Annotated in this window: 19 protein-coding genes; 7 read left to right on the top strand and 12 right to left on the bottom strand. The window is 71.5% G+C overall.

Going from position 1 to position 21,374, the window contains the following annotated elements; translation table 11 throughout:
* Positions 1-101: 101 nt before the first annotated feature.
* A complete protein-coding gene (locus ACZ4EG_RS15710) occupies positions 102-611 on the top strand; it encodes an RNA-binding S4 domain-containing protein (protein ID WP_467791122.1) in 510 nt (169 codons plus the stop codon).
* Positions 612-693: 82 nt separating this feature from the next.
* On the opposite strand, the gene ACZ4EG_RS15705 is transcribed toward ACZ4EG_RS15710, so the two are convergent.
* The 3 genes from ACZ4EG_RS15705 to ACZ4EG_RS15695 form a co-directional block, all read right to left on the bottom strand.
* Positions 694-1,122 carry a DoxX family protein gene (locus tag ACZ4EG_RS15705; RefSeq protein WP_453548199.1) on the bottom strand — a complete coding sequence of 143 codons (429 nt, stop codon included), beginning with the start codon at positions 1,120-1,122 and terminating at the stop codon, positions 694-696.
* A gap of 114 nt (positions 1,123-1,236) precedes the next feature.
* Positions 1,237-1,929: a class I SAM-dependent methyltransferase gene (locus tag ACZ4EG_RS15700; RefSeq protein ID WP_467790997.1), complete on the bottom strand. Its 693-nt coding sequence runs from the start codon at positions 1,927-1,929 to the stop codon at positions 1,237-1,239.
* Between the two features lie 68 nt (positions 1,930-1,997).
* Positions 1,998-2,909, bottom strand: a complete 912-nt coding sequence (locus ACZ4EG_RS15695; RefSeq protein WP_467790996.1) for an acyltransferase domain-containing protein — start codon at positions 2,907-2,909, stop codon at positions 1,998-2,000.
* Positions 2,910-2,963: 54 nt separating this feature from the next.
* Here ACZ4EG_RS15695 and ACZ4EG_RS15690 point away from each other — a divergent pair, with 54 nt between their 5' ends.
* The gene (locus tag ACZ4EG_RS15690; RefSeq protein WP_467790995.1) at positions 2,964-3,272 is read left to right on the top strand and encodes a DUF6343 family protein; all 309 of its coding nucleotides are present in this window, start codon (positions 2,964-2,966) and stop codon (positions 3,270-3,272) included.
* A gap of 54 nt (positions 3,273-3,326) precedes the next feature.
* Here the strand turns inward: ACZ4EG_RS15690 and ACZ4EG_RS15685 are convergent, their stop codons facing one another.
* From ACZ4EG_RS15685 to rpsA, 4 genes are all read right to left on the bottom strand, one after another.
* Positions 3,327-3,707: a tetratricopeptide repeat protein gene (locus tag ACZ4EG_RS15685; RefSeq protein ID WP_316753559.1), complete on the bottom strand. Its 381-nt coding sequence runs from the start codon at positions 3,705-3,707 to the stop codon at positions 3,327-3,329.
* Positions 3,708-3,757: 50 nt separating this feature from the next.
* On the bottom strand, positions 3,758-4,357 hold the full coding sequence (gene coaE / locus ACZ4EG_RS15680; protein WP_467790994.1) for a dephospho-CoA kinase: 600 nt from the start codon (positions 4,355-4,357) through the stop codon (positions 3,758-3,760).
* Between the two features lie 51 nt (positions 4,358-4,408).
* Positions 4,409-5,347 (bottom strand): PAC2 family protein, encoded by a 939-nt coding sequence (locus ACZ4EG_RS15675; protein ID WP_467790993.1) that lies wholly within the window; start codon positions 5,345-5,347, stop codon positions 4,409-4,411.
* 260 nt (positions 5,348-5,607) lie between these two features.
* Entirely contained in the window at positions 5,608-7,098 is a 1,491-nt protein-coding gene (gene rpsA / locus ACZ4EG_RS15670; RefSeq protein WP_066992403.1) for a 30S ribosomal protein S1, read from the bottom strand.
* A 368-nt stretch (positions 7,099-7,466) separates the two neighbouring features.
* Between rpsA and ACZ4EG_RS15665 the strand changes: the two genes are divergently transcribed.
* Positions 7,467-8,276, top strand: coding sequence for a class I SAM-dependent methyltransferase (locus ACZ4EG_RS15665; RefSeq protein ID WP_467791121.1), 810 nt, complete (start codon positions 7,467-7,469; stop codon positions 8,274-8,276).
* Between the two features lie 58 nt (positions 8,277-8,334).
* A complete protein-coding gene (hrpB, locus tag ACZ4EG_RS15660) occupies positions 8,335-10,860 on the top strand; it encodes an ATP-dependent helicase HrpB (RefSeq protein WP_467790992.1) in 2,526 nt (841 codons plus the stop codon).
* 5 nt (positions 10,861-10,865) lie between these two features.
* Here hrpB and pgfA read toward each other — a convergent pair whose 3' ends face one another.
* The 3 genes from pgfA to ACZ4EG_RS15645 form a co-directional block, all read right to left on the bottom strand.
* Positions 10,866-11,858, bottom strand: coding sequence for a cell envelope lipid trafficking protein PgfA (gene pgfA / locus ACZ4EG_RS15655; RefSeq protein WP_467790991.1), 993 nt, complete (start codon positions 11,856-11,858; stop codon positions 10,866-10,868).
* A 25-nt stretch (positions 11,859-11,883) separates the two neighbouring features.
* Complete coding sequence (locus ACZ4EG_RS15650) at positions 11,884-12,018, bottom strand: SPW_0924 family protein (RefSeq protein WP_345010136.1); 135 nt, start codon at positions 12,016-12,018, stop codon at positions 11,884-11,886.
* 145 nt (positions 12,019-12,163) lie between these two features.
* The gene (locus ACZ4EG_RS15645; protein WP_467790990.1) at positions 12,164-13,870 is read right to left on the bottom strand and encodes a lytic transglycosylase domain-containing protein; all 1,707 of its coding nucleotides are present in this window, start codon (positions 13,868-13,870) and stop codon (positions 12,164-12,166) included.
* Between the two features lie 315 nt (positions 13,871-14,185).
* Here ACZ4EG_RS15645 and ACZ4EG_RS15640 point away from each other — a divergent pair, with 315 nt between their 5' ends.
* Positions 14,186-15,043: a DUF4184 family protein gene (locus ACZ4EG_RS15640; RefSeq protein WP_467790989.1), complete on the top strand. Its 858-nt coding sequence runs from the start codon at positions 14,186-14,188 to the stop codon at positions 15,041-15,043.
* Here the strand turns inward: ACZ4EG_RS15640 and ACZ4EG_RS15635 are convergent.
* Positions 14,964-15,371: a hypothetical protein gene (locus ACZ4EG_RS15635; protein WP_453548170.1), complete on the bottom strand. Its 408-nt coding sequence runs from the start codon at positions 15,369-15,371 to the stop codon at positions 14,964-14,966. The genes ACZ4EG_RS15640 and ACZ4EG_RS15635 overlap by 80 nt on opposite strands.
* A 211-nt stretch (positions 15,372-15,582) precedes the next feature.
* The gene (gene polA / locus ACZ4EG_RS15630; RefSeq protein WP_467790988.1) at positions 15,583-18,309 is read right to left on the bottom strand and encodes a DNA polymerase I; all 2,727 of its coding nucleotides are present in this window, start codon (positions 18,307-18,309) and stop codon (positions 15,583-15,585) included.
* 221 nt (positions 18,310-18,530) lie between these two features.
* On the opposite strand from polA, the gene ACZ4EG_RS15625 reads away from it, so the two are divergent.
* Entirely contained in the window at positions 18,531-20,810 is a 2,280-nt protein-coding gene (locus tag ACZ4EG_RS15625) for an FdhF/YdeP family oxidoreductase (protein ID WP_467790987.1), read from the top strand.
* A 66-nt stretch (positions 20,811-20,876) separates the two neighbouring features.
* The gene (locus ACZ4EG_RS15620; RefSeq protein ID WP_390709063.1) at positions 20,877-21,368 is read left to right on the top strand and encodes a PaaI family thioesterase; all 492 of its coding nucleotides are present in this window, start codon (positions 20,877-20,879) and stop codon (positions 21,366-21,368) included.
* Positions 21,369-21,374: the final 6 nt, after the last annotated feature.

Raw genomic sequence — 21,374 nt, 5'->3', positions numbered from 1 at the left:
GGGCGACCGACGCTGCCCACACCCCGGACGAAGCCGCTACCAGTACCGCCGACGCCACCGGAAACTCCGGTGCCGCCGACGCGACTGCCGTCGACCCGAAGATCGCCGCCGCGATTGCCGCCGCCGAGGCCGCCGGGCCGGCCAACGGCGGGAGCGTCCGCATCGACAGCTGGATCTGGGCCGTGCGTCTGGTCAAGACCCGCTCCCAGGGAGCGACCGCCTGCCGTGGCGGACACGTCCATGTGAACGGCGAGCGCGTCAAGCCCGCCTATTCCGTGCGCATCGGGGACGAGGTGCGCCTGCGGCACGAGGGCCGGGAGCGGGTCGTCGTCGTCAAGCGCCTGATCCGCAAGCGGGTCGGCGCCCCCGTGGCAGCCCAGTGCTACATCGACAACTCCCCGCCGCCCCCGCCCCGCGAGGCCACGGCCCCCATCGGCATCCGCGACCGCGGCACCGGCCGCCCCACCAAGCGCGACCGCCGCGAGCTGGAACGGCTTCGGGGAGCGGGTGGCGCCGGCGGCTTCGGCAGTCCCGGGGGACGGCCAACTTCCGGGGGACGGCCAAATCCCAGGGGACGGCCAAATCCCGGGGGCCGTCCCAAGGAGCGGTGATCCCGCCCGCACGCCCTGGCACAGCGGTGACGCCCGCCCGAGCCCCCGAGGCCCGCCGGACGTCGCCGCCCGCGTGCGCGGATCATGCCCGTCGTCGGACCAGCCGCAGCAGCTCCGCGTTGTGCCCTCGTCGCGCCCAGGCGATGAGGGTCAGGGGCACCATCAGGATGACCGGGGTCGCCGCGTACTGACCGTCGAACACCGTGAGCTGGACGATGAACGCGCCCACCATGAGCGCGCTCAGCGCGATGGCCGCCACCGACTGCAGGACCGGGATCAACAGAGCGACCGCCCCGGCCAGTTCGAGTGCGCCGATGGTGTACATGCCCGTGCTGCCCCAGCCGATCCTGTCGAAGGACTCGACGGCCGAGGGGTGCGCGATGAGCTTGGGCAGTGCGCTCGCGATGGCGTAGAACAGGGCGAGCAGCACCTGCACCGTGCGCAGGGCGATCCGGGCGCGGTGGCCGAGGGCGGTCGGGGCGGAAGTGACGGAAGCGATGATCCCGGTCATGGGTGTCTCCTGGGGAAGCGGTCCCGGTTGCTGTCACAGAGGTAGACCGACCCCTGTCCCAGAACTCATCGCCGTCCGCGGGAAATGCGCCCGCTGTCCCGCGCTCCGACGCCCCTATGCCGTCCGCACCGCCCGCACCCACACCCCGTCCGGTGTCAGATACTCGTCCACCTCCAGCCCCGCCTCCGCCAGCGCCTCCTCGAACTCCTCCTTGGTCAGCGGCCGGGCCCGGAACGTCTGCGTCCAGACCGCGTCCGGGAACACATACTCCGCGCGCACCGAGTTCACCCCGTCCCCGACCGGCTCTGACGACAGCATCCGCACGGTGAAGCCGCTGGGGTCGACCCGCTCCCGCGGGAGGTTGGTGTGGTAGTCCTCGCCCTCCCGCTGGATGAGGACACAGCCTCCCGCCGCCAGGTGCCGGGCGCAGGTGCGCAGCATTCCTTGTCGCACCTCGACGTCCCCGGCGTGCACCAGGAACGACGCGAGCATCACCGCGTCGAACGTCTCGCCCAGGTCGAGGTTCTCGATGGGACTGCATATCGTGCGCGCCCCGTGGACGCGCTCCAGCATCTCGGCGGACTCGTCCACCGCGGTGACCGTGAAGCCGCGCTCCAGCAGGGGGTGGGTCATCCGTCCCACTCCGCTGCCCAGCTCCAGGATGCGCGCACCGGGCGGCACGGCCGCGGCGATGATGTCCGGCTCGTCCCGCACCGGCAGGCGTGAGTAGAGCTCCACCGCGCAGCCGTCCGGTGTGATCGCACCGGGTCCCGTTCCCTCGTACCCCTCACGCATTTCAACCGTCATGCCCGAACAACGGCCCGCCTCCGCAGGCCCGTTCCCGCCCGCCGGTAGTTCACTCGTTCGAGTGTTCCTCATGGCAGCGGGAACCATCCGTGCCCGATGTACCAGTGGCCGCCCGCCCGCAGATGGTCCCCCACGGCCCGCTCCACGGACGTCCGGCGCGGCAGGTCCCGCACCGGCAGGTCCGGATCCCCGAACACGAACTGGACGGGATCTCCGTCGGCCGGCCCCGTGTCCTCCCGGCCCGCCCGGAACCGCTCCTGGAAACGGACGATGTTGGAGTCCTCGGCGAGATACCGCTTCGGCTGCGGATCGAGCAGCCAGGAGTGGCAGACCGCGACCCGAGGCCTTTCCTCGGGAAAGTACCGGGCGAAGAAGTCCCGGGCCAGCGCCACCGACCGGTCGCATGCGGCCGGTGTCAGCGGACCGTGGAAGTCGGGGATGTGCAGGTTCAGACAGGGCACGCCGGGGGCCACGTCCGGTCCGGCGGCCGAGATCACCCGCGCCGTACGCTCGCCGAGCCGTGCGCGCTCGAACTGCAGTCGGCCCAGCTGGTACAGCTCACCGCGGAAGTGGTGGGCCAGCCAGCGCGCCTGCCGAGGGTGCAGCCCGCCCGCGCCGGACCGTCTGCGGTGAATCGTCATGTGCCGCCCCAGGTCGGCGAGGGTGCGCCGGCAGACGTCGGCCGGGATGCCGCGCTCGCGGTGGTACGCGCGCGTGTGGGCAAGCCCGGCGAGGAAGATGTACACCACGAAGTACGGGCCCAGCCCGGCCGGAGCCGCCGCGAGCCGCTCGTCCAGCCCCGGTGCCCCACCCGGCTCCCCCAGGTCCCGGACCAGCTCCTCGACGCACTCCTCCAGGAGCCGCAAAGCGCCCGGGTCGCCGGTCACCGTGCGGCGCAGTCCGACCAATTCGTTGATGTCCTCATGGGGGACGCAGAGGTCGAGGAGCAGTTCGGGCAGGTCGTCGGCGTCCGGCAGCACGGTGCGATTCCCCCTTTGGTGAACGTCCCCTCGAAGAGTACGTTGCAAGGAGGAATGGTGATCCCGATGCGTACGGGCAGTGAGCCGGCGACCGCGCGCAGTTCTCTGCGGGCGCGGTTGTGGCTGAGCGTGTGGGGGCTGGGCTGGGCGATCTTCGGCACGGTGGTCTTCGTGCTCGTCGGGCGCCCCGGCTGGGCCGCCGCCTGCGGGGTGCTCTGGGTGGTGGCCACCGTCGACATGGCCGTGATCCTCAAGCACATGCGGCAGGGCCCGCACTACCAGCCGGGCCGTGATGTCCCGCCGTACGATCCGGTGGACAGTCGTCCGCCGTTCCGTCGGCCTCCGCAGCACCGGCAGCCGTGACGGGCGCACGCGTGGCGGCACGGCACCGCGGCCGGCGTCGGACCGGCGGCGGCGTCAGGAATCGAACCGCGCGGCCTTCAGATACTCCGGGTTGGGGTCCAGCGCGGCCGCCAGCCGGAAGTGACGCTTGGCCTGGTCCGGGCGTCCCAGCCGCTCATAGGTGCGGGCGAGGGCGAAGTGCGCGAACGCGTTGTCCGGCTCGCGCTCCAGGACGATGGTGAACTCCAGCTCGGCCGGCCGCAGTTGGGCGGCGGCGAAGAAGGCGCGGGCACGCAGCAGCCGCGCGGCCGTGTTCTCGGGATGGGCGGCGATGACGCCGTCGAGCAGCTTCACCGCGCCCCTCGGGTCCCGTGCGTTGAGCAGTTGCTCGGCGGCACGGAAGTCGATGACATGCGTCTCCGGCGTACGTCCGGTCGAACCGCTGGTCTCGGGCACGACAAAGTCCTTCCCTTGCTGGAGGCGTTCAACGCCCGGCCGGAGGGCCGCTATTCCCGCGCACGGCGGACCAGCTCGCTCCACACCTCGTCCACGCGCCGCTCCAGGGCTTCGAGCGGTACGTCGTTGTCGATGACGACGTCCGCGATCTCCAGGCGCTTCTCGCGCGTCGCCTGCGCCGCCATGCGCGCGCGTGCGTCCTCATCGGTCATGCCCCGCAGCCGGACGAGCCGGTCGAGCTGGGTCTCGGGGCTCGCGTCGACGACGACCACGAGGTCGTACAGCGGCGCGAGGCCGTTCTCCGCGAGGAGCGGGACGTCGTGGACCACCACCGCGTCGTCGGCCGCCGCGCTCTCCAGCTCGCGGGAGCGGACGCCCACCAGGGGATGCACGATCGAGTTGAGGACGGCCAGCTTCTCCGGGTCGGCGAAGACGATGGAGCCCAGCCGGGGCCGGTCCAGGCTGCCGTCCGCGGCGAGCACCTCCTTGCCGAAGGCCTCGACGACCGCCGCAAGGCCCGGGGTTCCGGGCGCGACGACCTCGCGTGCGATGCGGTCCGCGTCGATCAGTACGGCACCGTGCGCGACGAGCAGCCGCGACACCTCACTCTTGCCGGCGCCGATCCCACCGGTGAGGCCAACTTTCAGCATGAGCGGAAGCTTAGGCCCTGCCGCTGACAGGGCGCCCATCGGCCGCACCGCCTAGTTGTCGCCCTCCCGCTCCGCCAGGAACTTCTCGAATTCCCGTCCGATCTCGTCCGCCGACGGGATGTCCGCCGACTCGGCGAGCATGTTGCCGCGGCTCTCGGCGCCCGCGGCGGCGTCGTACTGGTGCTCAAGGCCCTGGACGAGGGAGGTGAGCTCCTCGTCGCCCTCCTGGATCTGCCGGTCGATCTCCGTCTGCGTGCGGTGCGCCTCCGTGCGCAGGGAGTGCGCGATGCCGGGCAGGACCAGGCCGGTCGCGGCCGTGATGGCCTCCAGGACGGTCAGCGCCGCGTCCGGGTAGGCGGAGCGGGCGATGTAGTGCGGGACGTGCGCGGCGACGCCCAGAACGTCGTGCCCGGACTCCATGAGGCGGTACTCGACCAGCGCCTCGGCGCTGCCGGGCACCTGCGCCTCGTCGAAGGGGCTGCGGTGGCCCGGGACGAGGTCGGTGCGGTTGCCGTGCGGGGTGAGGCCGACCGGGCGGGTGTGCGGGACGCCCATCGGGATGCCGTGGAAGTTCACGGAGAGCCGTACGCCGAGGCGCTCCACGATCTGCCGTACGGCGGCGGCGAAGCGCTCCCACTCCACGTCCGGCTCGGGGCCGGAGAGCACCAGGAAGGGCGCTCCCGTCGTGTCCTGGACGAGCCGTACCTCGATGGTGGGCTCCTCGTACTCGGTCCAGCGGTCCCGCTTGAAGGTGAGCAGCGGGCGGCGGGCCCGGTAGTCCACGAGTCGGTCGTGGTCGAAGCGGGCGACGACCTGGTGGGGCTGAGCGTCGAGGAGCCGCTCGACGATCTGGTCGCCGGTCTCACCCGCGTCGATGTATCCGTCGAAGTGGTAGAGCATGACAAGTCCGGCCGACTCCTGGGCGAGCGCCATGTCGACGACGGCAAGCCCCTTCGGCTCCCATGCGTACAAACCCTGCGGATCAAGCACTGTGACCGCTCCTCCTCGTGTCAGTAGTCGACAACGCGGCCCGGAACGTGGGCATTCCCGCCCACGTCCCTGATCAGGCATCTCTCACCGCGATTTCATGCACTGGTCCACCACGGCACGAGGCGCCGTGCGGCCGTCACGCGCGTGGCCGTGAACTCCTGGACGGGGACGCCGGGTTCCCCGCTCCCGGGCAGCACTGAGGGGCCGTACCCCGAAAGGTACGGCCCCTGCAGTCAACGGCTAAGCCTCAGCGGCAGCGATCAGCTCTGGCCGCCGGCCAGCTTCTCGCGCAGCGCGGCAAGCGCCTCGTCCGAGGCCAGGGCACCAGAGGTGTCCGCGCCCTCGGAGGAGTACGAACCGCCGGTCGCGGCCGGAGCGGCGGCCTCGCCACCCTCGGCGGCAGCAGCCGCGTCGGCCTCGCGGGACTTGATGACCTGCTGCTGGTGCTGCTCGAAGCGCTGCTGCGCCTCGGCGTACTGGTGCTCCCACGCCTCGCGCTGGGTCTCGTAGCCCTCGAGCCAGTCGTTGGTCTCGGGGTCGAAGCCCTCGGGGTAGATGTAGTTGCCCTGGTCGTCGTAGGACGCGGCCATGCCGTACAGGGTCGGGTCGAACTCGACCGTGGCCGGGTCGGCACCGAAGGCCTCGTTGGCCTGCTTCAGCGAGAGGCTGATGCGACGGCGCTCGAGGTCGATGTCGATGACCTTGACGAAGATCTCGTCGTTGACCTGGACGACCTGCTCCGGGATCTCCACGTGGCGCTCGGCCAGCTCGGAGATGTGGACCAGACCCTCGATGCCCTCGTCGACGCGGACGAACGCACCGAACGGAACCAGCTTCGTGACCTTGCCGGGCACGACCTGGCCGATCTGGTGGGTGCGGGCGAACTGCTGCCACGGGTCTTCCTGGGTCGCCTTCAGCGACAGGGAGACGCGCTCGCGGTCCATGTCGACGTCGAGGACCTCGACGGTGACCTCCTGGCCGACCTCGACGACCTCGGACGGGTGGTCGATGTGCTTCCAGGACAGCTCGGAGACGTGGACCAGACCGTCGACGCCACCCAGGTCCACGAAGGCACCGAAGTTGACGATCGAGGAGACGACGCCGGAGCGGACCTGACCCTTCTGGAGGGTCGTGAGGAACGTCTGGCGGACCTCGGACTGGGTCTGCTCCAGCCAGGCACGGCGGGACAGGACCACGTTGTTGCGGTTCTTGTCCAGCTCGATGATCTTGGCCTCGAGCTCCTTGCCGACGTACGGCTGGAGGTCGCGGACGCGGCGCATCTCGACGAGGGAGGCCGGGAGGAAGCCACGGAGGCCGATGTCGAGGATGAGACCACCCTTGACGACCTCGATGACGGTACCGGTGACGATGCCGTCCTCTTCCTTGATCTTCTCGATGGTGCCCCAGGCGCGCTCGTACTGGGCACGCTTCTTCGAGAGGATCAGGCGGCCTTCCTTGTCCTCCTTCTGGAGAACGAGGGCCTCGATCTCGTCGCCGACGGCAACGACCTCGTTGGGGTCGACGTCGTGCTTGATCGAGAGCTCGCGGCTCGGGATGACACCTTCGGTCTTGTAACCGATGTCGAGCAGGACCTCGTCCCGGTCGACCTTCACGATGACGCCGTCGACGATGTCGCCGTCGTTGAAGTACTTGATCGTCTCGTCGATCGCGGCGAGGAAGGCTTCCTCGTTACCGATGTCGTTGACCGCTACCTGCGGGGTGGTGGCGGTGGTCTCGGTGCTGCTCGTCATGTGGGAAAGGGCTCCGGTACGGACATTGAAGTCGTAGGTACTGCTACGCCGGGAGCCCGTATCGCTCTGAAGAAGCCGGACAGCCAAGGAAGCGCCCCACCAGAGACTGGTGATGGCGCCTCGACAACCGAGGGGACATACAACAGATGCGAGCGCAGCCTGCTACGTCTGAGGTGCGCAGGCCCGCAGCGCAACTTGTAGCATACGGGGGCAGCCGGACAGGGTCAATGCGCGAAGGCGCACACCCGGGGCGGATCGCCGCATAACCGGCACAAGAAACGTCCCAGCAGGCCACGCAGGCCTGAGGGAACCTCCTCCGTGACACGGCCCTGAGGGTTGGACGGAAGAGTACGACGAGGGAGCCGATCATCCAAGAGCCCGAAGCGTTCGAACCCGAGGCCACCCGGCGCGACGCCGATACCACCGAGAGCTCCAGGGCCAATCGGGGCTGGTGGGACCGGAACGCGGACGAGTACCAGGTCGAACACGGCACGTTCCTCGGCGACGACCGTTTCGTGTGGGGCCCCGAGGGCCTCGACGAGGTGGAGGCCGAGCTGCTCGGCGCGCCGGAGGAGCTGAAGGGCAAGGACGTCCTGGAGATCGGCGCGGGCGCGGCGCAGTGCTCGCGCTGGCTGGCCGACCAGGGGGCCCGGCCGGTGGCCCTTGATCTCTCCCACCGGCAGCTCCAGCACGCACTGCGCATCGGCGGATCGTTTCCTCTGGTGTGCGCCGACGCCGGTGCGCTCCCCTTCGCGGACGCCTCCTTCGACCTGGCGTGTTCGGCCTACGGGGCGCTGCCGTTCGTGGCGGACCCGCGGCTGGTGCTGCGCGAGGTGCACCGGATACTCCGCCCGGGTGGCCGCTTCGTGTTCTCGGTGACCCATCCCGTCCGCTGGGCCTTCCCGGACGAGCCGGGGCCCGAGGGGCTGTCGGTGGCGGCCTCGTATTTCGACCGCACGCCGTACGTCGAACAGGACGACGAGGGCCGGGCGGTCTACGTAGAGCACCACAGGACGATCGGCGACCGTGTCCGGGACATCGTGGCCACGGGCTTTCGTCTGGTGGACCTGGTGGAGCCGGAGTGGCCGGCCTGGAACACCGCGGAGTGGGGCGGCTGGTCCCCGCTGCGGGGCGCCCTCATTCCCGGGACGGCGATCTTCGTGTGCGAGCGGGACTGAGATTCCGCCGGGCACACGCGCGTGAGGGCGGTTGCGGGGGCCGTACGACACTAGGGGCGTGATCCGTTACGACGCCCTGGACGCTCTGCCCGTACGTGGTGCCCTGCCCGCCCTGGACGACGCCCTGGCGGGACACGGCACCGCCGTCCTGGTCGCGCCGCCCGGCACCGGCAAGACGACGCTGGTGCCGCCGGCGCTGGCGGGGCTGCTGGGCGCGGGGCCGGCCCGGCGGGTGGTCGTGGCCGAGCCGCGGCGGATCGTTGCGCGGGCGGCCGCGCGGCGGATGGCGTGGCTGCTGGGCGAGAAGGTCGGGGAGAGCGTCGGCTACACCGTGCGCGGGGAACGGGTCGTGGGGCGCCACGCGCGCGTGGAGGTCGTCACGACCGGTGTGCTGCTCCAGCGCCTCCAGCGGGACCAGGAGCTGACGGGCGTCGACGTGGTCGTGCTCGACGAGTGCCACGAACGGCATCTGGACGCGGACACGGTGGCGGCGTTCCTGTGGGACGTGCGGGAGACCCTGCGGCCGGAGCTGCGGCTGGTGGCCGCGTCGGCGACCACCGACGCGCAGGGCTGGGCGCGGCTGCTGGGCGGGGCGCCGGTGGTCGAGGCCGCGGGCGTGTCGCATCCCGTGGAGGTGGTGTGGGCGCCGCCGGTGCGCCCGGTACGGCCGCCGCACGGGATGCGCGTCGACCCCGCGCTGCTGTCCCACGTGGCGTCGGTGGTGCGGCGGGCGCTGGCCGAGCGGCCGGGGGACGTGCTGTGTTTTCTGCCCGGCGTGGGCGAGATCGCGCGGGTGGCCGGGCAGCTGGGGGACCTGGGCGACGTCGAGGTGCTCCAGGTGCACGGGCGGGCGCCGGCGGCGGTGCAGGACGCCGTGCTGGCGCCCGGTGAGCGGCGCCGGGTGGTGCTGGCCACGTCGGTGGCGGAGTCCTCGCTGACGGTGCCCGGGGTGCGGGTGGTGGTGGACTCCGGGCTGGCGCGGGAACCACGTGTCGATCACGCGCGCGGGCTGAGCGCGCTGACGACGGTACGGGCCTCGCAGGCGGCGGGGCGGCAGCGCGCGGGGCGGGCCGGGCGTGAGGCGCCGGGTGCGGTGTACCGGTGCTGGGCGGAGGCCGAGGACGCCCGTCTGCCCCGTTATCCGTTGCCGGAGATCAAGGTGGCCGACCTGACGGCGTTCGCGCTTCAGGCCGCCTGCTGGGGGGATCCGGACGCCTCCGGGCTGGCGCTGCTGGACCCGCCGCCGGGCGGGGCCATGGCGGCGGCGCGCTCCGCGCTGACGGCCGTGGGGGCGGTGGACTCCGCCGGGCGGGCCACGGAGCGGGGGGTTCGGCTCGCGCGGCTGGGGTTGCACCCCCGGCTGGGGAGGGCGTTGCTGGACACCTCCGGCGGGGGTGCCGAGGTCGTCGCGCTGCTGAGTGAAGAGGCGCCCAGGGAATACGGGGACGACCTGGCGTCGGCCTTGCGTGTCGCGCGGCGCGGTGGTGACGCCTACGCCAAGCGGTGGGCCGCTGAGGTTCGGCGGCTGCGGGCGGTCGTCTCGGAGGGGGCTTCCCACCCGCCCACCGGTCTGCCCCAGTCGGTGGACACCCGGGCCGGCACAGGAACGGGCGATCAGCAGATCGCCGGGCTCGTCGCCGCGCTCGCCTTTCCCGAGCGGATCGCCAGGCTCGACGGCGGGTCGTACCTGATGCTCTCCGGGACGCGAGCCGAACTCGCCGACGGGTCGCCGCTGCGCCAGGTGCCCTGGATCGCTGTCGCCGCGGCCGACCGCCCGCTCGGCAAGGGGCACGCGCGCGTGCGGCTCGGGGCGGTGGTCGACGAGGAACTCGCGCGGTTCGCGGCGCGGGCCCTGTACGAGGAGCGGAACGAGGTGCGCTGGACGGAGGGGGACGTGGTCGCGCGGCGGGTGCAGCGGCTGGGGGCGGTCGAGCTGGCGGTGCGACCGCTGAAGGACGCCGACCCGGCCCTCGTACGCGACGCGCTTCTCGAAGGGCTGCGGCAGGAGGGGTTCGGGCTGCTGCGGTGGTCGGCGGAGGCGGAGGTACTGCGACAGCGGCTGGCCTTTCTGCGGCTGCGGGTCGGCGAGCCCTGGCCGGACGTGTCGGACGGTGCCCTCCACGCGCGCGTGGACGAATGGCTGGAACCCGAGCTGGGACGGGCCCGGCGGCGGGCCGACCTCGCGCGGATCGATGCCGGGGAGGCGCTCGGACGGCTGTTGCCGTGGGCCGGCGGGGACGCCGCCCGGCTCGACGAACTCGCCCCCGAGCGGATCGTCGTACCCAGTGGGTCCAGAATCCGGATCGACTACGCGAACCCCGAGCAGCCCGTCCTCGCAGTCAAACTGCAGGAGTTGTTCGGGCTGCACGAGTCGCCGCGGGTGGCCGGAGTGCCGCTGCTCGTGCATCTCCTCTCCCCCGCGGGGCGGCCCGCCGCCGTCACCGCCGACCTCGCCTCCTTCTGGAGGGACGGCTACAAGGGCGTACGGGCCGAGCTGCGCGGCCGGTACCCGAAGCATCCGTGGCCGGAGGACCCGGCCACCGCCGAGCCCACCCGGCACACCAACGCCCGGCTCGGGCGCTGACCCGCTCAGGCGCTGACCGGCTCGGGTTCCGCGGCCTGTGCCGGGGCCGGGTCCGCCGGCCGGCGGCCGCGCGCCTCCAGGTACAGGGAGAGCGACAGGAGCACCAGGCCGAGGGCCAGGAAGCCCCAGGGCAGATAGGACGTGAGCAGCAGGACGACGGTGCGGTTGTGCTTGACCAGGGCCACGGTGTGCTCGATGTAGTCCTCGCGCATCTTCACGTGACCGGCGAACGCCGTCACCCGGTCGCGGCCGCCGAGCAGGGTGCCGCCGCGCAGTTCCTCCTTGTGGATCTCCTCGCCGTAGACGGGGGCGCCGGTCACGGGCTCGACCCAGAACTTGCGGACCGTGGTGTACCAGCGGGTCGTCCCGGTCCTGGCGACCGACTCGGGGGTGATGCCCTGCACGGGCATGGTCTTCGGGAAGGGCACCTTGGTCCAGGGAATGGTCTGCTCGAAGTAGTAGACGTGCACGCCGCGGAAGGTCCGGGTGCCCTTGTAGTGGATGGGGTTGGTGGTGCGGGTCTGCGCGTCGAAGTACTCGTAGTCCCGTTTCTCGGTGAGGAAGGGCCACTTGAACTCGATGCCCTCCCGTTTGACCGGGTCGCCGTCGACCGTCTCGCCGGTGGCGTGGACGGGTTCCTGGGAGTGGGCGTCGAAGATGTAGCGCTCGGGGATGCGGGAGACCATCTTGCCGTCGGGGCCCTGGACATAGGACAGGCCGTCCCAGACGACCACGTCCTTCCCCGCCGTCTTCTCGATGCGGTCGGAGGCGTCCACGTTGCCCTTGAGGGTCTGCACGATGGTGACCTCGGGGACCTGCTTCGCCCGCATCGTGCCGTAGTCGAGGAGCGTGGCGTCCTTCGCCTCCAGGACCATGTCCTGGTACTGGTTCGCGGGGATCTTGGCCAGGCGCGGGAAGGCGTACCAGCGCAGCAGCGGGGACAGCGCCGTGAAGAACACGGCGAGGGCGAGCAGGATCAGACTGGTCGTGCGGCGCATCTCGGCCTCCCTCCCGGACGGGTGGTTACGGGTGTGCGGGCACCGTCGTGAGCAGTGGCTTCGGGGATGTCTTTCCCGTGGGCGCCCCCATGGCGGTGATCGCGAGGACCAGGGCGAGCGCGAGGGCGAGACCGGTCGCGGCGGCGATCAGGGCGCGCATGCGGGTCCTCCCGACGGACGGTTCCTGATAGGTCGTCAGGTCCGGCACCGTAGCAACGGGCGGGCGAGATGAGAACACGTTGCGCACACGGACGAGGGCGCCCCTCCGCCGGAGCGGAGGGACGCCCTGTGGAGCCGGCCGGGCCTTACGCCGAAGGACTGGCGGACGGGCTCGCGGAGGTGCTGGGCGACGGGCTGGGCGACGGGTCGGCCGCGGCGACCGTCAGTTCGACGGTCAGCGTGGCGCCACCGGTGGTGGTGATGCGGAGCAGGAAGGTGCCGGTGGCGTCGTCCGCGTACAGCTTCGGCAGCTTGATCAGGCCGTTCGCGTCCGTCTTGAGGTCCGTGAGGGTGCGCACGGCCTTACCGTCGGCGTCCTTGAAGTAGGGGCCCTTGTCGTTCTCGGTCGCGTCGTCCGCCGACTTGACGAGGGTCGCGGTGGCCGCGACCTTGTCCGCGACGGCGCCCTTGTACGTGGCCTTCACCTCGACCTGGTCGGCGAACTCGCCGCCCGGGGTGCAGGTCAGCGCGGTGTCGTTGGTCCGGGCGAGGGTGTCGGCGGCATGCGGGGTGACCGTGGCCTTGTAGTCGGGGGCGGCGACCGAGCGGCCCACGATGGTGGCACGGACGGTGAAGTCGCCGGTCTTCTCGCCCGCCTGGAGCGCGGGCGCGACGGCCACGCCCTTGCTGTCGGTGATGACCATGGCGACGCTCTCGCCGCCGGTGAAGGTGGTGTCCGTGTCCCCGACGATGGTGAACCGGATCCTGACCTTGCCGACGGCCTTGCCCGCCTTGGTCTCCGCGCGCGTGCTGATCTTCTTGGTGAACGCGTGCCCGGCCATCGCGGTGAGCTTGGCGGTGCCCGCGTCCTCCAGGTGGTCCACCGTGTCGGTGGGGGTCTGCGGCGTCTGCGGCGGCTTGGACGGGTCGGGGCTCGGGTTCGTGTCGCGCGGCTTGCCGGGGGTCGGCGTCCTCTCCTTGCCCGGCTTCGCGTTCTTCCCGGTGCGGTCGTCGCTGCGGCCCGAGGGCACGGTTCCGGTGCCGTCGGGGACGGAGTGGGTGCCCTTGCGGTAGTACTCGAACCACGACAGAACCGTGTTGAGGTAGTCCTGCGAGTTGTTGTAGCTGAGGATCGCGCGGTTCATGTCCGCCTGGGCGGACAGGTCCCAGCCGTTGCGGCACAGGTAGTGGCCGGCCGCGAGTGCCGCGTCGTAGACGTTGTTGGGGTCCTTGACGCCGTCGTCGTTGCCGTCGCGGCCCGCCCAGGCCCAGGTCGACGGGATGAACTGCATGGGGCCGACGGCCTGGTCGTACTCGCTGTTGCCGTCGTACTGGCCGTTGTCGGTGTCCTTGATGAGCGCGAAGCCGTTGCCGTCGAGCTCCGGGCCGAGGATCCGGCCGAGGGTGGTGCCGTTCGCGTCGACACGGCCGCCGCGGGCCTGGCCCGACTCGACCTTGCCGATGGCGGCGAGGAGTTGCCAGGGCAGGTTGCAGCCCGGCTTCGAGCTCCGCAGCTCCGCCGCGGCCTTCTTGTAGGCGTCGAGGACGGTCGCGGGGATGCCCGACTCGGCCTCCCCCTGGGAGACGGGGGTGCCTATGGTCGACGAGGGGCTGGGGTTCGGGCTGTTGAGCGGCGGAAGGTCCGTGTAGTACGGCGAGTTGCCGGTGGCGTTGGCACTGCCGTCGGCCTCCGCCTCGGGCGCCGGGCTGGTGGCGCCGGCGGCGGACTGTCTGCCGTGGTCGTCGGACGTGACACCCGGAGCCTGGGACGCGGAGAGGGCCGCGACCGCTGCCGCGGCCACGGCGGTCGTCGCCGCCCCCTTGTACAGCCGCCTGCCGAAATGCGCCGTCATGGCGTGAACCCCTCCCGTGGACGCCCGAGCGCCCGTCTCTGTCTGTCTGCTCGCCCTGTTGTGACGGTTGACCCGGTGCTCTGGTTGCCCCGTTGCGCCATTCGATGCGTGCGCTGCGATGCGGTGGCGCTTTCGCGCCTGCTCCCCGGTAGCGCAACCCAGGTGACCCTACGACAACTTCCTTTGCGGAGGCACCCGATGGTGTCCGGATTTCACCCACTGTCCATGTGCCCTTGTCGTGGGTTGCCATCACCCATACTTGACGGATGTGATCACCGGTCTCGGGCCGGCCGACAACCGCTCCAGGGGGACCCGTTGCCGTTCACTCTCAGCCATGCGGCCGCGGTCCTGCCCGCGGTGCGCGGGGACGGATCAGGCCGGGGGCGGCTCGTGCCCGCGGTGCTCGTCGCGGGCTCCTTCTCTCCCGACATGACCTATTACGCGGCCAGTGTCCTGTCGGGTGCGATGGAGTTCGGGGACGTCACGCACTCGTTCGCCGGTGTCTTCACCGTCGACGTGCTCATCGCCTGGGCGCTGGTGGGGCTGTGGCTGCTGGTGCGGGAACCACTGGTGGCGCTGGCGCCGCGGGCCCGGCAGGGGCGGGTGGCGGCGCTGCTGCGCTGCGGGGCGCCACGCGCGCGCGTGCGGCCCGCTTCGGTGGCGTGGTGGTACGTCTCCGCGGCGCTCGGCGCGCTGACCCACGTCGTGTGGGACGCGTTCACGCATCTCGACCGGTGGGGCATGCGGCTGTTCCCGGTCCTGGGCCGGGAACTGGCGGGCACACCGCTGTACTGGTACCTGCAGTACGGCGGCTCGGCGGTGGCCGCGGTCGTGATCGCGGTGTTCCTGGCGTATGCGGTACGGCGGGCGCCCTCGGGCGAGCCGGTGGGGGTGCCGCCGTTGTCGGTACGGGACCGGTGGTGGGCCGGGGCCGTGATCGGTGGCTGCGCCGTGGCCGGGGCGGCGCAGCGTGTGGCGGGCTGGTGGGAGTACCGCGGCGGGGGCTCGGCCAAGCCCTGGGAGGTGGTGCCGACGGTGTGCTTCGGGGCGGGCGCCGGGCTGGTGCTGGGGCTGCTGGTGTACGCCGCCGGCGTCAGGGTGTGGCGCCCGGTCCGGGTTGCCGCCGTTCCCGGCGGGGAGCGTGCCGAGCCGAGCCGTCCGGTCGCTCGGTGAGGGGCGCGACGAAGACGGTGATCGTGCGGGGCGGGCGTGGCCTCGGGAGCAGGGTGAGAAGCAGCGCGAGGTAGCCGCGGCCGAGGTCGGCCCACTGGCGCCAGGCCAGTGGCCGGGCCGCTCTGGAGGCCCTGGTGGTGAGCCGGTGTCCGAGGGCTGCCGCGGTCCTGCGCGCGGCTGTCCTCAGGTCGGTGTGGATGCGGGCGGTGCTTGCGTCGGCCGCGATGGCCGGGATCCGCGAGGGCGGCATGGACGGGGGCGCGACGGCGTCCGCCTGTGCCGTGGTCCGTGCCAGGGCCGTCCGGCGGTGGAGCATGCGTATACCCATGCCCGCATCCTCACCGCCGGGAGGGCCGGGGGCGCATTGACGGGGGCCACGTGAGTGACGGGCCTCGCGGGGCCCGGGCCGGGGTGGTGCGGGTGCTTGTGCGGAGGGGGCGTCCCCGAGGTGGGCGCCCCCTCCGCCGAGCCGGAGCCGGAGTCTGAGCTGGATCCGGAGCCTGAGCCTGAGCCTGAGCCTGAGCCTGAGCCGCCGGAGGCTAGTGCGCGGCGGACTCCCAGTCCGGTCCCACGCCCACCGACACGTCCAGGGGTGCCCTCAGGTGGACCGCGCCCGCCATCTCACGGCGGACGATCTCCTCCGTGGCCGCGCGCTCCCCGGGGGCGATCTCCAGGACGATTTCGTCGTGCACCTGGAGGAGCATGCGGGACTTGAGGTCCGCCTCCCGCAGGGCCCGGTCGACGTGGAGCATGGCGATCTTGACGATGTCCGCGGCCGTGCCCTGGATGGGCGCGTTGAGGGCCATCCGCTCCGCCGCCTCGCGACGCTGGCGGTTGTCGCTGTTGAGGTCGGGGAGGTAGCGCCGGCGCCCGAAGAGCGTCGCCGTGTAGCCGGTGGCCCGGGCCTCGTCGACCGCCCGCCGCAGATAGTCCCGCACACCGCCGAACCGCTCGAAGTACGTGTCCATCAGGGCGCGGGCCTCGCCCGCCTCGATGTTCAGCTGCTGGGACAGACCGAAGGCCGACAGACCGTACGCCAAGCCGTAGGACATCGCCTTGATCTTGCGGCGCATCTCCGCGTCGACGGCGGAGCGCTCGACCGAGAAGACCTGGGAGGCGACCGTGTTGTGCAGGTCCTCCCCGGAGGTGAACGCCTCGATCAGGCCCTCGTCCTCGGAGAGATGGGCCATCACCCGCAGTTCGATCTGGCTGTAGTCCGCGGTCATGAGGGACTCGAAGCCCTCGCCGACCACGAAGCCGCGGCGGATCGCCCGGCCCTCGTCCGTGCGGACCGGGATGTTCTGCAGGTTGGGGTCGGTGGAGGAGAGCCGGCCGGTCGCCGCCACCGTCTGGTTGAAGGTGGTGTGGATACGGCCGTCGGCGGCGACGGTCTTGATCAGGCCCTCGACCGTGACGCGCAGCTTCGCCTGCTCACGGTGGCGGAGCATGATCACTGGCAGTTCGTTGTCGGTCTGGGTGGCGAGCCAGGCCAGGGCGTCGGCGTCGGTGGTGTAGCCGGTCTTGGTCTTCTTTGTCCTGGGCAGGGCCAGCTCGCCGAAGAGGACCTCCTGGAGCTGCTTGGGCGACCCCAGGTTGAACTCGTGCCCGGCCGCGGCGTGCGCCTCCTTCACGGCCTGTTGCACCGCGCCCGCGAAGGTCTGCTCCATGGCCTCCAGGTGGGCCCGGTCGGCCGCGATGCCGTGCCGCTCCATCCGGGCGAGCAGGGCGGAGGTGGGCAGCTCCATGTCGCGCAGCAGGTCCGCCGCGCCGACCTCCTGGAGCTTGCCCTCGAAGGCCTCGCCCAGGTCGAGGATCGCGCGGGCCTGGATCATCAGGGCCTCGGCCTCGGCGCCGTCGTCCACGCCGAACGCCAGCTGGCCGTCGGCCGCGGCGGCGGGGGCCAGCTCGCGGTGCAGGTATTCCAGGGACAGCGCGTCCAGGTCGAAGGAGCGGCGGCCCGGCTTGACCAGGTAGGCGGCGAGCGCGGTGTCCATGGTGACGCCCGCGACACTCCAGCCGTGCTCGGCGAGGACCCGCATGGCGCCCTTGGCGTTGTGGAAGACCTTGGGCTTCGCCGCGTCGGCCAGCCAGCCGGCGAACGCGTTCTCGTCGGCCTCGTCCAGCTCGGACGGGTCGAACCAGGCGGCCGCGCCGTCGGCCGCGGCGAGCGCGATCTCGGAGACCGAGCCGGCGCCCAGCGCCCAGGCGTCGACCGTGGCGACTCCGAGGGTCTGCGTGCCGTGCCCGGCGAGCCACGGGGCCAGCTCGCCGGTGCCGAGCACGGTGCCGTCCAGTTCCACGCCCTCGGCGGCGACGGGGGTGGTCTCGGCCTCCTCGGCACCGGGGTCGACGGCGAAGAGGCGCTCGCGCAGGGAGGGGTTCCTGATCTCCAGGGTGTCCAGGACCATCGCGACCGTCTTGCGGTCGTACGGGGCCCGCGCCAGGTCGGTGACCGCCTTGGGCAGCTCCACCGCGCGCTCCAGCTCGGTGAGCCGGCGGTTGAGCTTGACCGCCTCCAGGTGGTCGCGGAGGTTCTGCCCGGCCTTGCCCTTGACCTCCTCGACGCGCTCCACCAGCTCGGCGAAGGAACCGAACTGGTTGATCCACTTCGCGGCCGTCTTCTCGCCGACACCGGGGATGCCCGGGAGGTTGTCGGACGGGTCGCCGCGCAGCGCCGCGAAGTCGGGGTACTGGGCGGGCGTCAAGCCGTACTTCTCGAAAACCTTCTCCGGGGTGAACCGGGTCAGCTCCGAGACGCCCTTCGTCGGATACAGCACCGTCGTGTGCTCGGTGACCAGCTGGAAGGAGTCGCGGTCGCCGGTGACGATCAGCACCTCGAAGCCCTCGGCCTCGGCCTGGGTGGCGAGCGTGGCGATGACGTCGTCCGCCTCGAACCCCTCGACGGCGAAGCGCTCGGCGTGCATCGCGTCGAGGAGCTCGCCGATCAGCTCGACCTGGCCCTTGAACTCGTCCGGGGTCTTGGAGCGGTTGGCCTTGTACTCGGTGAACTCCTCCGAGCGCCACGTCTTGCGGGAGACGTCGAAGGCCACCGCGAAGTGCGTGGGCGCCTCGTCGCGGAGCGTGTTGGCCAGCATCGACGCGAAGCCGTAGATCGCGTTCGTCGGCTGGCCCGTCGCGGTCGTGAAGTTCTCCGCGGGCAGCGCGAAGAACGCGCGGTAGGCCAGGGAGTGCCCGTCCATGAGCATCAGCCGCGGGCGGGCTCCGCCGGGGGTGCTGTCGGTCTTCTTCGATGCTGTCTCTGCCACGCCCCCGATCCTGCCACGTGCCACTGACAGCCGGACCCCACCCGTGCGTGCCCCGGCGGCCGGCCGGCACCCACACCTCACATCGTTGCCTCTTCCGCAACCATTGCTTCATACGCAACCATTGCCCGTGTCCTCCGCAAACCCCGGCCGCCTTGCCTGTCGGAGGTGCGTGCGAGGATCAAAGACGTAGTTCACGGGTGCCGGTGAAGGAGAGCGCAGCCATGGCAACGAAGCCACCCCAGGGTGACCCGGTTCAGGACGCGCCGCAGGTCGCCGAGCCCAAGCACGCGGCGGCCGGCCTCCCGGCGATCGGGCACACGCTGCGCATCGCCCAGCAGCAGATGGGCGTGAAGCGCACCATGCTGACGCTGCTGAGCGTCAACCAGAAGAACGGCTTCGACTGCCCGGGCTGTGCCTGGCCGGAGCCGGACCACCGGCACAAGGCGGAGTTCTGCGAGAACGGCGCGAAGGCGGTGGCCGAGGAGGCCACACTGCGCCGGGTCACCCCGGAGTTCTTCGCCGCGCACACCGTGGCGGATCTGGCGACCCGCAGCGGCTACTGGCTGGGCCAGCAGGGCCGCCTCACCCACCCCATGTATCTCCCCGAAGGGGGCGAGCGCTACGAGCCGGTCTCCTGGGAGCGCGCCTTCGACATCGTCGCCGAGGAGATCGCCGGCCTCGCCTCCCCCGACGAGGCCGTCTTCTACACCTCGGGGCGTACGAGCAACGAGGCCGCCTTCCTCTATCAGCTGTTCGCGCGCGAGCTGGGCACGAACAACCTGCCGGACTGCTCGAACATGTGCCACGAGTCGTCCGGCTCGGCGCTGAACGAGACGATCGGCATCGGCAAGGGCAGCGTCCTGCTCGACGACCTCTACAAGGCGGACCTGATCGTCGTCGCGGGGCAGAACCCCGGCACCAACCATCCGCGCATGCTCGCCGCCCTGGAGAAGGCCAAGGCCAACGGCGCGAAGATCATCAGTGTCAACCCGCTGCCCGAGGCGGGCCTGGAGCGCTTCAAGAACCCGCAGACCCCGCAGGGCATGCTCAAGGGCGCCGCGCTGACCGATCTCTTCCTGCAGATCCGCATCGGCGGCGACCAGGCCCTCTTCCGCCTCCTCAACAAGCTGATCCTCGAGACGGACGGCGCGGTCGACGAGGACTTCGTGCGCGAACACACGCACGGATACGAGGAGTTCGCCGAGGCCGCCCGTGCCGCGGACTGGGACGAGACGCTCGCGGCGACCGGACTCACGCGCGCGGAGATCGACGAAACGCTGCGGATGGTGCTCGCCTCGCGGCGCACCATCGTCTGCTGGGCCATGGGTCTCACGCAGCACAAGCACTCGGTACCGACCATCCGCGAGGTCGTGAACTTCCTTCTCCTGCGCGGCAACATCGGCCGTCCGGGCGCGGGCGTGTGCCCGGTGCGCGGTCACTCGAACGTGCAGGGCGACCGCACCATGGGCATCTTCGAGCGGCCCGCCCCTGCCTTCCTGGACGCCCTGGAGAAGGAGTTCGGCTTCGCGCCGCCGCGCGAGCACGGCTTCGACGTCGTACGGGCCATCCGCGCGCTGCGCGACGGCGAGGCGAAGGTGTTCTTCGCGATGGGCGGCAACTTCGTCGCCGCGTCCCCCGACACGGAGGTCACCGAGGCGGCCATGCGGCGCGCGCGGCTGACCGTGCACGTGTCGACCAAGCTGAACCGCTCGCACGTGGTCACGGGCGCGCGTGCGCTGATCCTGCCCACCCTCGGCCGCACCGAGCGGGATCTGCAGGACTCCGGCGAGCAGTTCGTGACCGTCGAGGACTCCATGGGCATGGTGCACGCCTCGCGCGGCCGCCTGGAGCCGGCCGGTGCCCGGCTGCTGTCCGAGCCGGCCATCGTCTGCCGTCTCGCGCGCCGGGTGCTCGGCGAGGCCAGCGTGGTGCCGTGGGAGGAGTTCGAGAAGGACTACGCGACGATCCGTGACCGCATCGCGCGGGTGATCCCCGGCTTCCAGGACTTCAACGCGCGCGTGGCCCGGCCCGGCGGCTTCGCGCTGCCGCACGCCCCGCGCGACGAACGCCGTTTCCCGACGGCCACCGGCAAGGCGAACTTCACGGCGGCGCCGGTCGAGTTCCCCGGGCTGCCCGAGGGCCGGCTGCTGCTCCAGACGCTGCGCTCGCACGACCAGTACAACACCACGATCTACGGTCTCGACGACCGTTACCGGGGCATCCGCAACGGCCGCCGGGTGGTGCTGGTGAACCCCGAGGACGCCCGGGAGCTCAAGGTCGCGGACGGGTCGTACGTGGACCTGGTGAGCGAGTGGCAGGACGGCGTGGAGCGGCGGGCACCCGGCTTCCGGGTCGTGCACTACCCGACGGCACGCGGATGTGCGGCGGCGTACTACCCGGAGACCAATGTGCTGGTGCCGCTGGACGCCACCGCGGACACCAGCAACACCCCGGCCAGCAAGTCCGTGGTGGTGCGTCTGGAACAATCGGCGACCGACTGAGCGTTTGCTCAGTCGACTGGAGCGACCGATCAGAACCGCTGATCACGACGAACGGAGCCGGGTCCCATGGGTGAGCAGCAGCAGGTGAAGTTCCCGCAGGAGGTCATCGACGAGTACGCCGCGCTCGGGGTCGACCTGCCGGCGCTGTTCTCCGCGGGGCACCTCGGGACGCGGATGGGCGTGCAGATCGTCGAGGCGTCGGCGGAGCGGGTCGTCGCCACCATGCCGGTGGAGGGGAACACCCAGCCGTACGGGCTGCTGCACGGCGGCGCGTCCGCCGTGCTGGCGGAGACCCTGGGCTCGGTGGGCGCGATGCTGCACGGCGGCAGCTCCAAGATCGCGGTCGGTGTGGACCTCAACTGCACCCATCACCGCGGGGTGCGCTCCGGGCTGGTCACCGGCGTGGCCACGCCCGTGCACCGGGGGCGGTCGACGGCGACGTACGAGATCGTGATCAGCGACGAGCAGGAGCGCCGGGTGTGCAGTGCCCGGCTGACCTGTCTGCTCCGGGACGTGAAGGCAGGCGACGAGGCCCACGCCCAGACCCCCCAGGGCTGAAACCGG

The organism is Streptomyces sp. NPDC025638, from assembly GCF_055558775.1.
The sequence above is the reverse complement of the archived record's forward strand: the minus strand, read 5'-3'. Positions and strand labels throughout refer to the sequence as shown.

Excerpts from the sequence above, each read along its gene's own strand:
- ACZ4EG_RS15705 (WP_453548199.1), bottom strand. The coding sequence starts at position 1,122 with ATGACCGGGATCATCGCTTCCGTCACTTCCGCCCCGACCGCCCTCGGC.
- ACZ4EG_RS15700 (WP_467790997.1), bottom strand. The coding sequence starts at position 1,929 with ATGACGGTTGAAATGCGTGAGGGGTACGAGGGAACGGGACCCGGTGCG.
- ACZ4EG_RS15690 (WP_467790995.1), top strand. The coding sequence starts at position 2,964 with ATGGTGATCCCGATGCGTACGGGCAGTGAGCCGGCGACCGCGCGCAGT.
- coaE (WP_467790994.1), bottom strand. The coding sequence starts at position 4,357 with ATGCTGAAAGTTGGCCTCACCGGTGGGATCGGCGCCGGCAAGAGTGAG.
- rpsA (WP_066992403.1), bottom strand. The coding sequence starts at position 7,098 with ATGACGAGCAGCACCGAGACCACCGCCACCACCCCGCAGGTAGCGGTC.
- pgfA (WP_467790991.1), bottom strand. The coding sequence starts at position 11,858 with ATGCGCCGCACGACCAGTCTGATCCTGCTCGCCCTCGCCGTGTTCTTC.
- ACZ4EG_RS15650 (WP_345010136.1), bottom strand. The coding sequence starts at position 12,018 with ATGCGCGCCCTGATCGCCGCCGCGACCGGTCTCGCCCTCGCGCTCGCC.
- ACZ4EG_RS15645 (WP_467790990.1), bottom strand. The coding sequence starts at position 13,870 with ATGACGGCGCATTTCGGCAGGCGGCTGTACAAGGGGGCGGCGACGACC.
- ACZ4EG_RS15635 (WP_453548170.1), bottom strand. The coding sequence starts at position 15,371 with ATGGGTATACGCATGCTCCACCGCCGGACGGCCCTGGCACGGACCACG.
- ACZ4EG_RS15625 (WP_467790987.1), top strand. The coding sequence starts at position 18,531 with ATGGCAACGAAGCCACCCCAGGGTGACCCGGTTCAGGACGCGCCGCAG.
- ACZ4EG_RS15620 (WP_390709063.1), top strand. The coding sequence starts at position 20,877 with ATGGGTGAGCAGCAGCAGGTGAAGTTCCCGCAGGAGGTCATCGACGAG.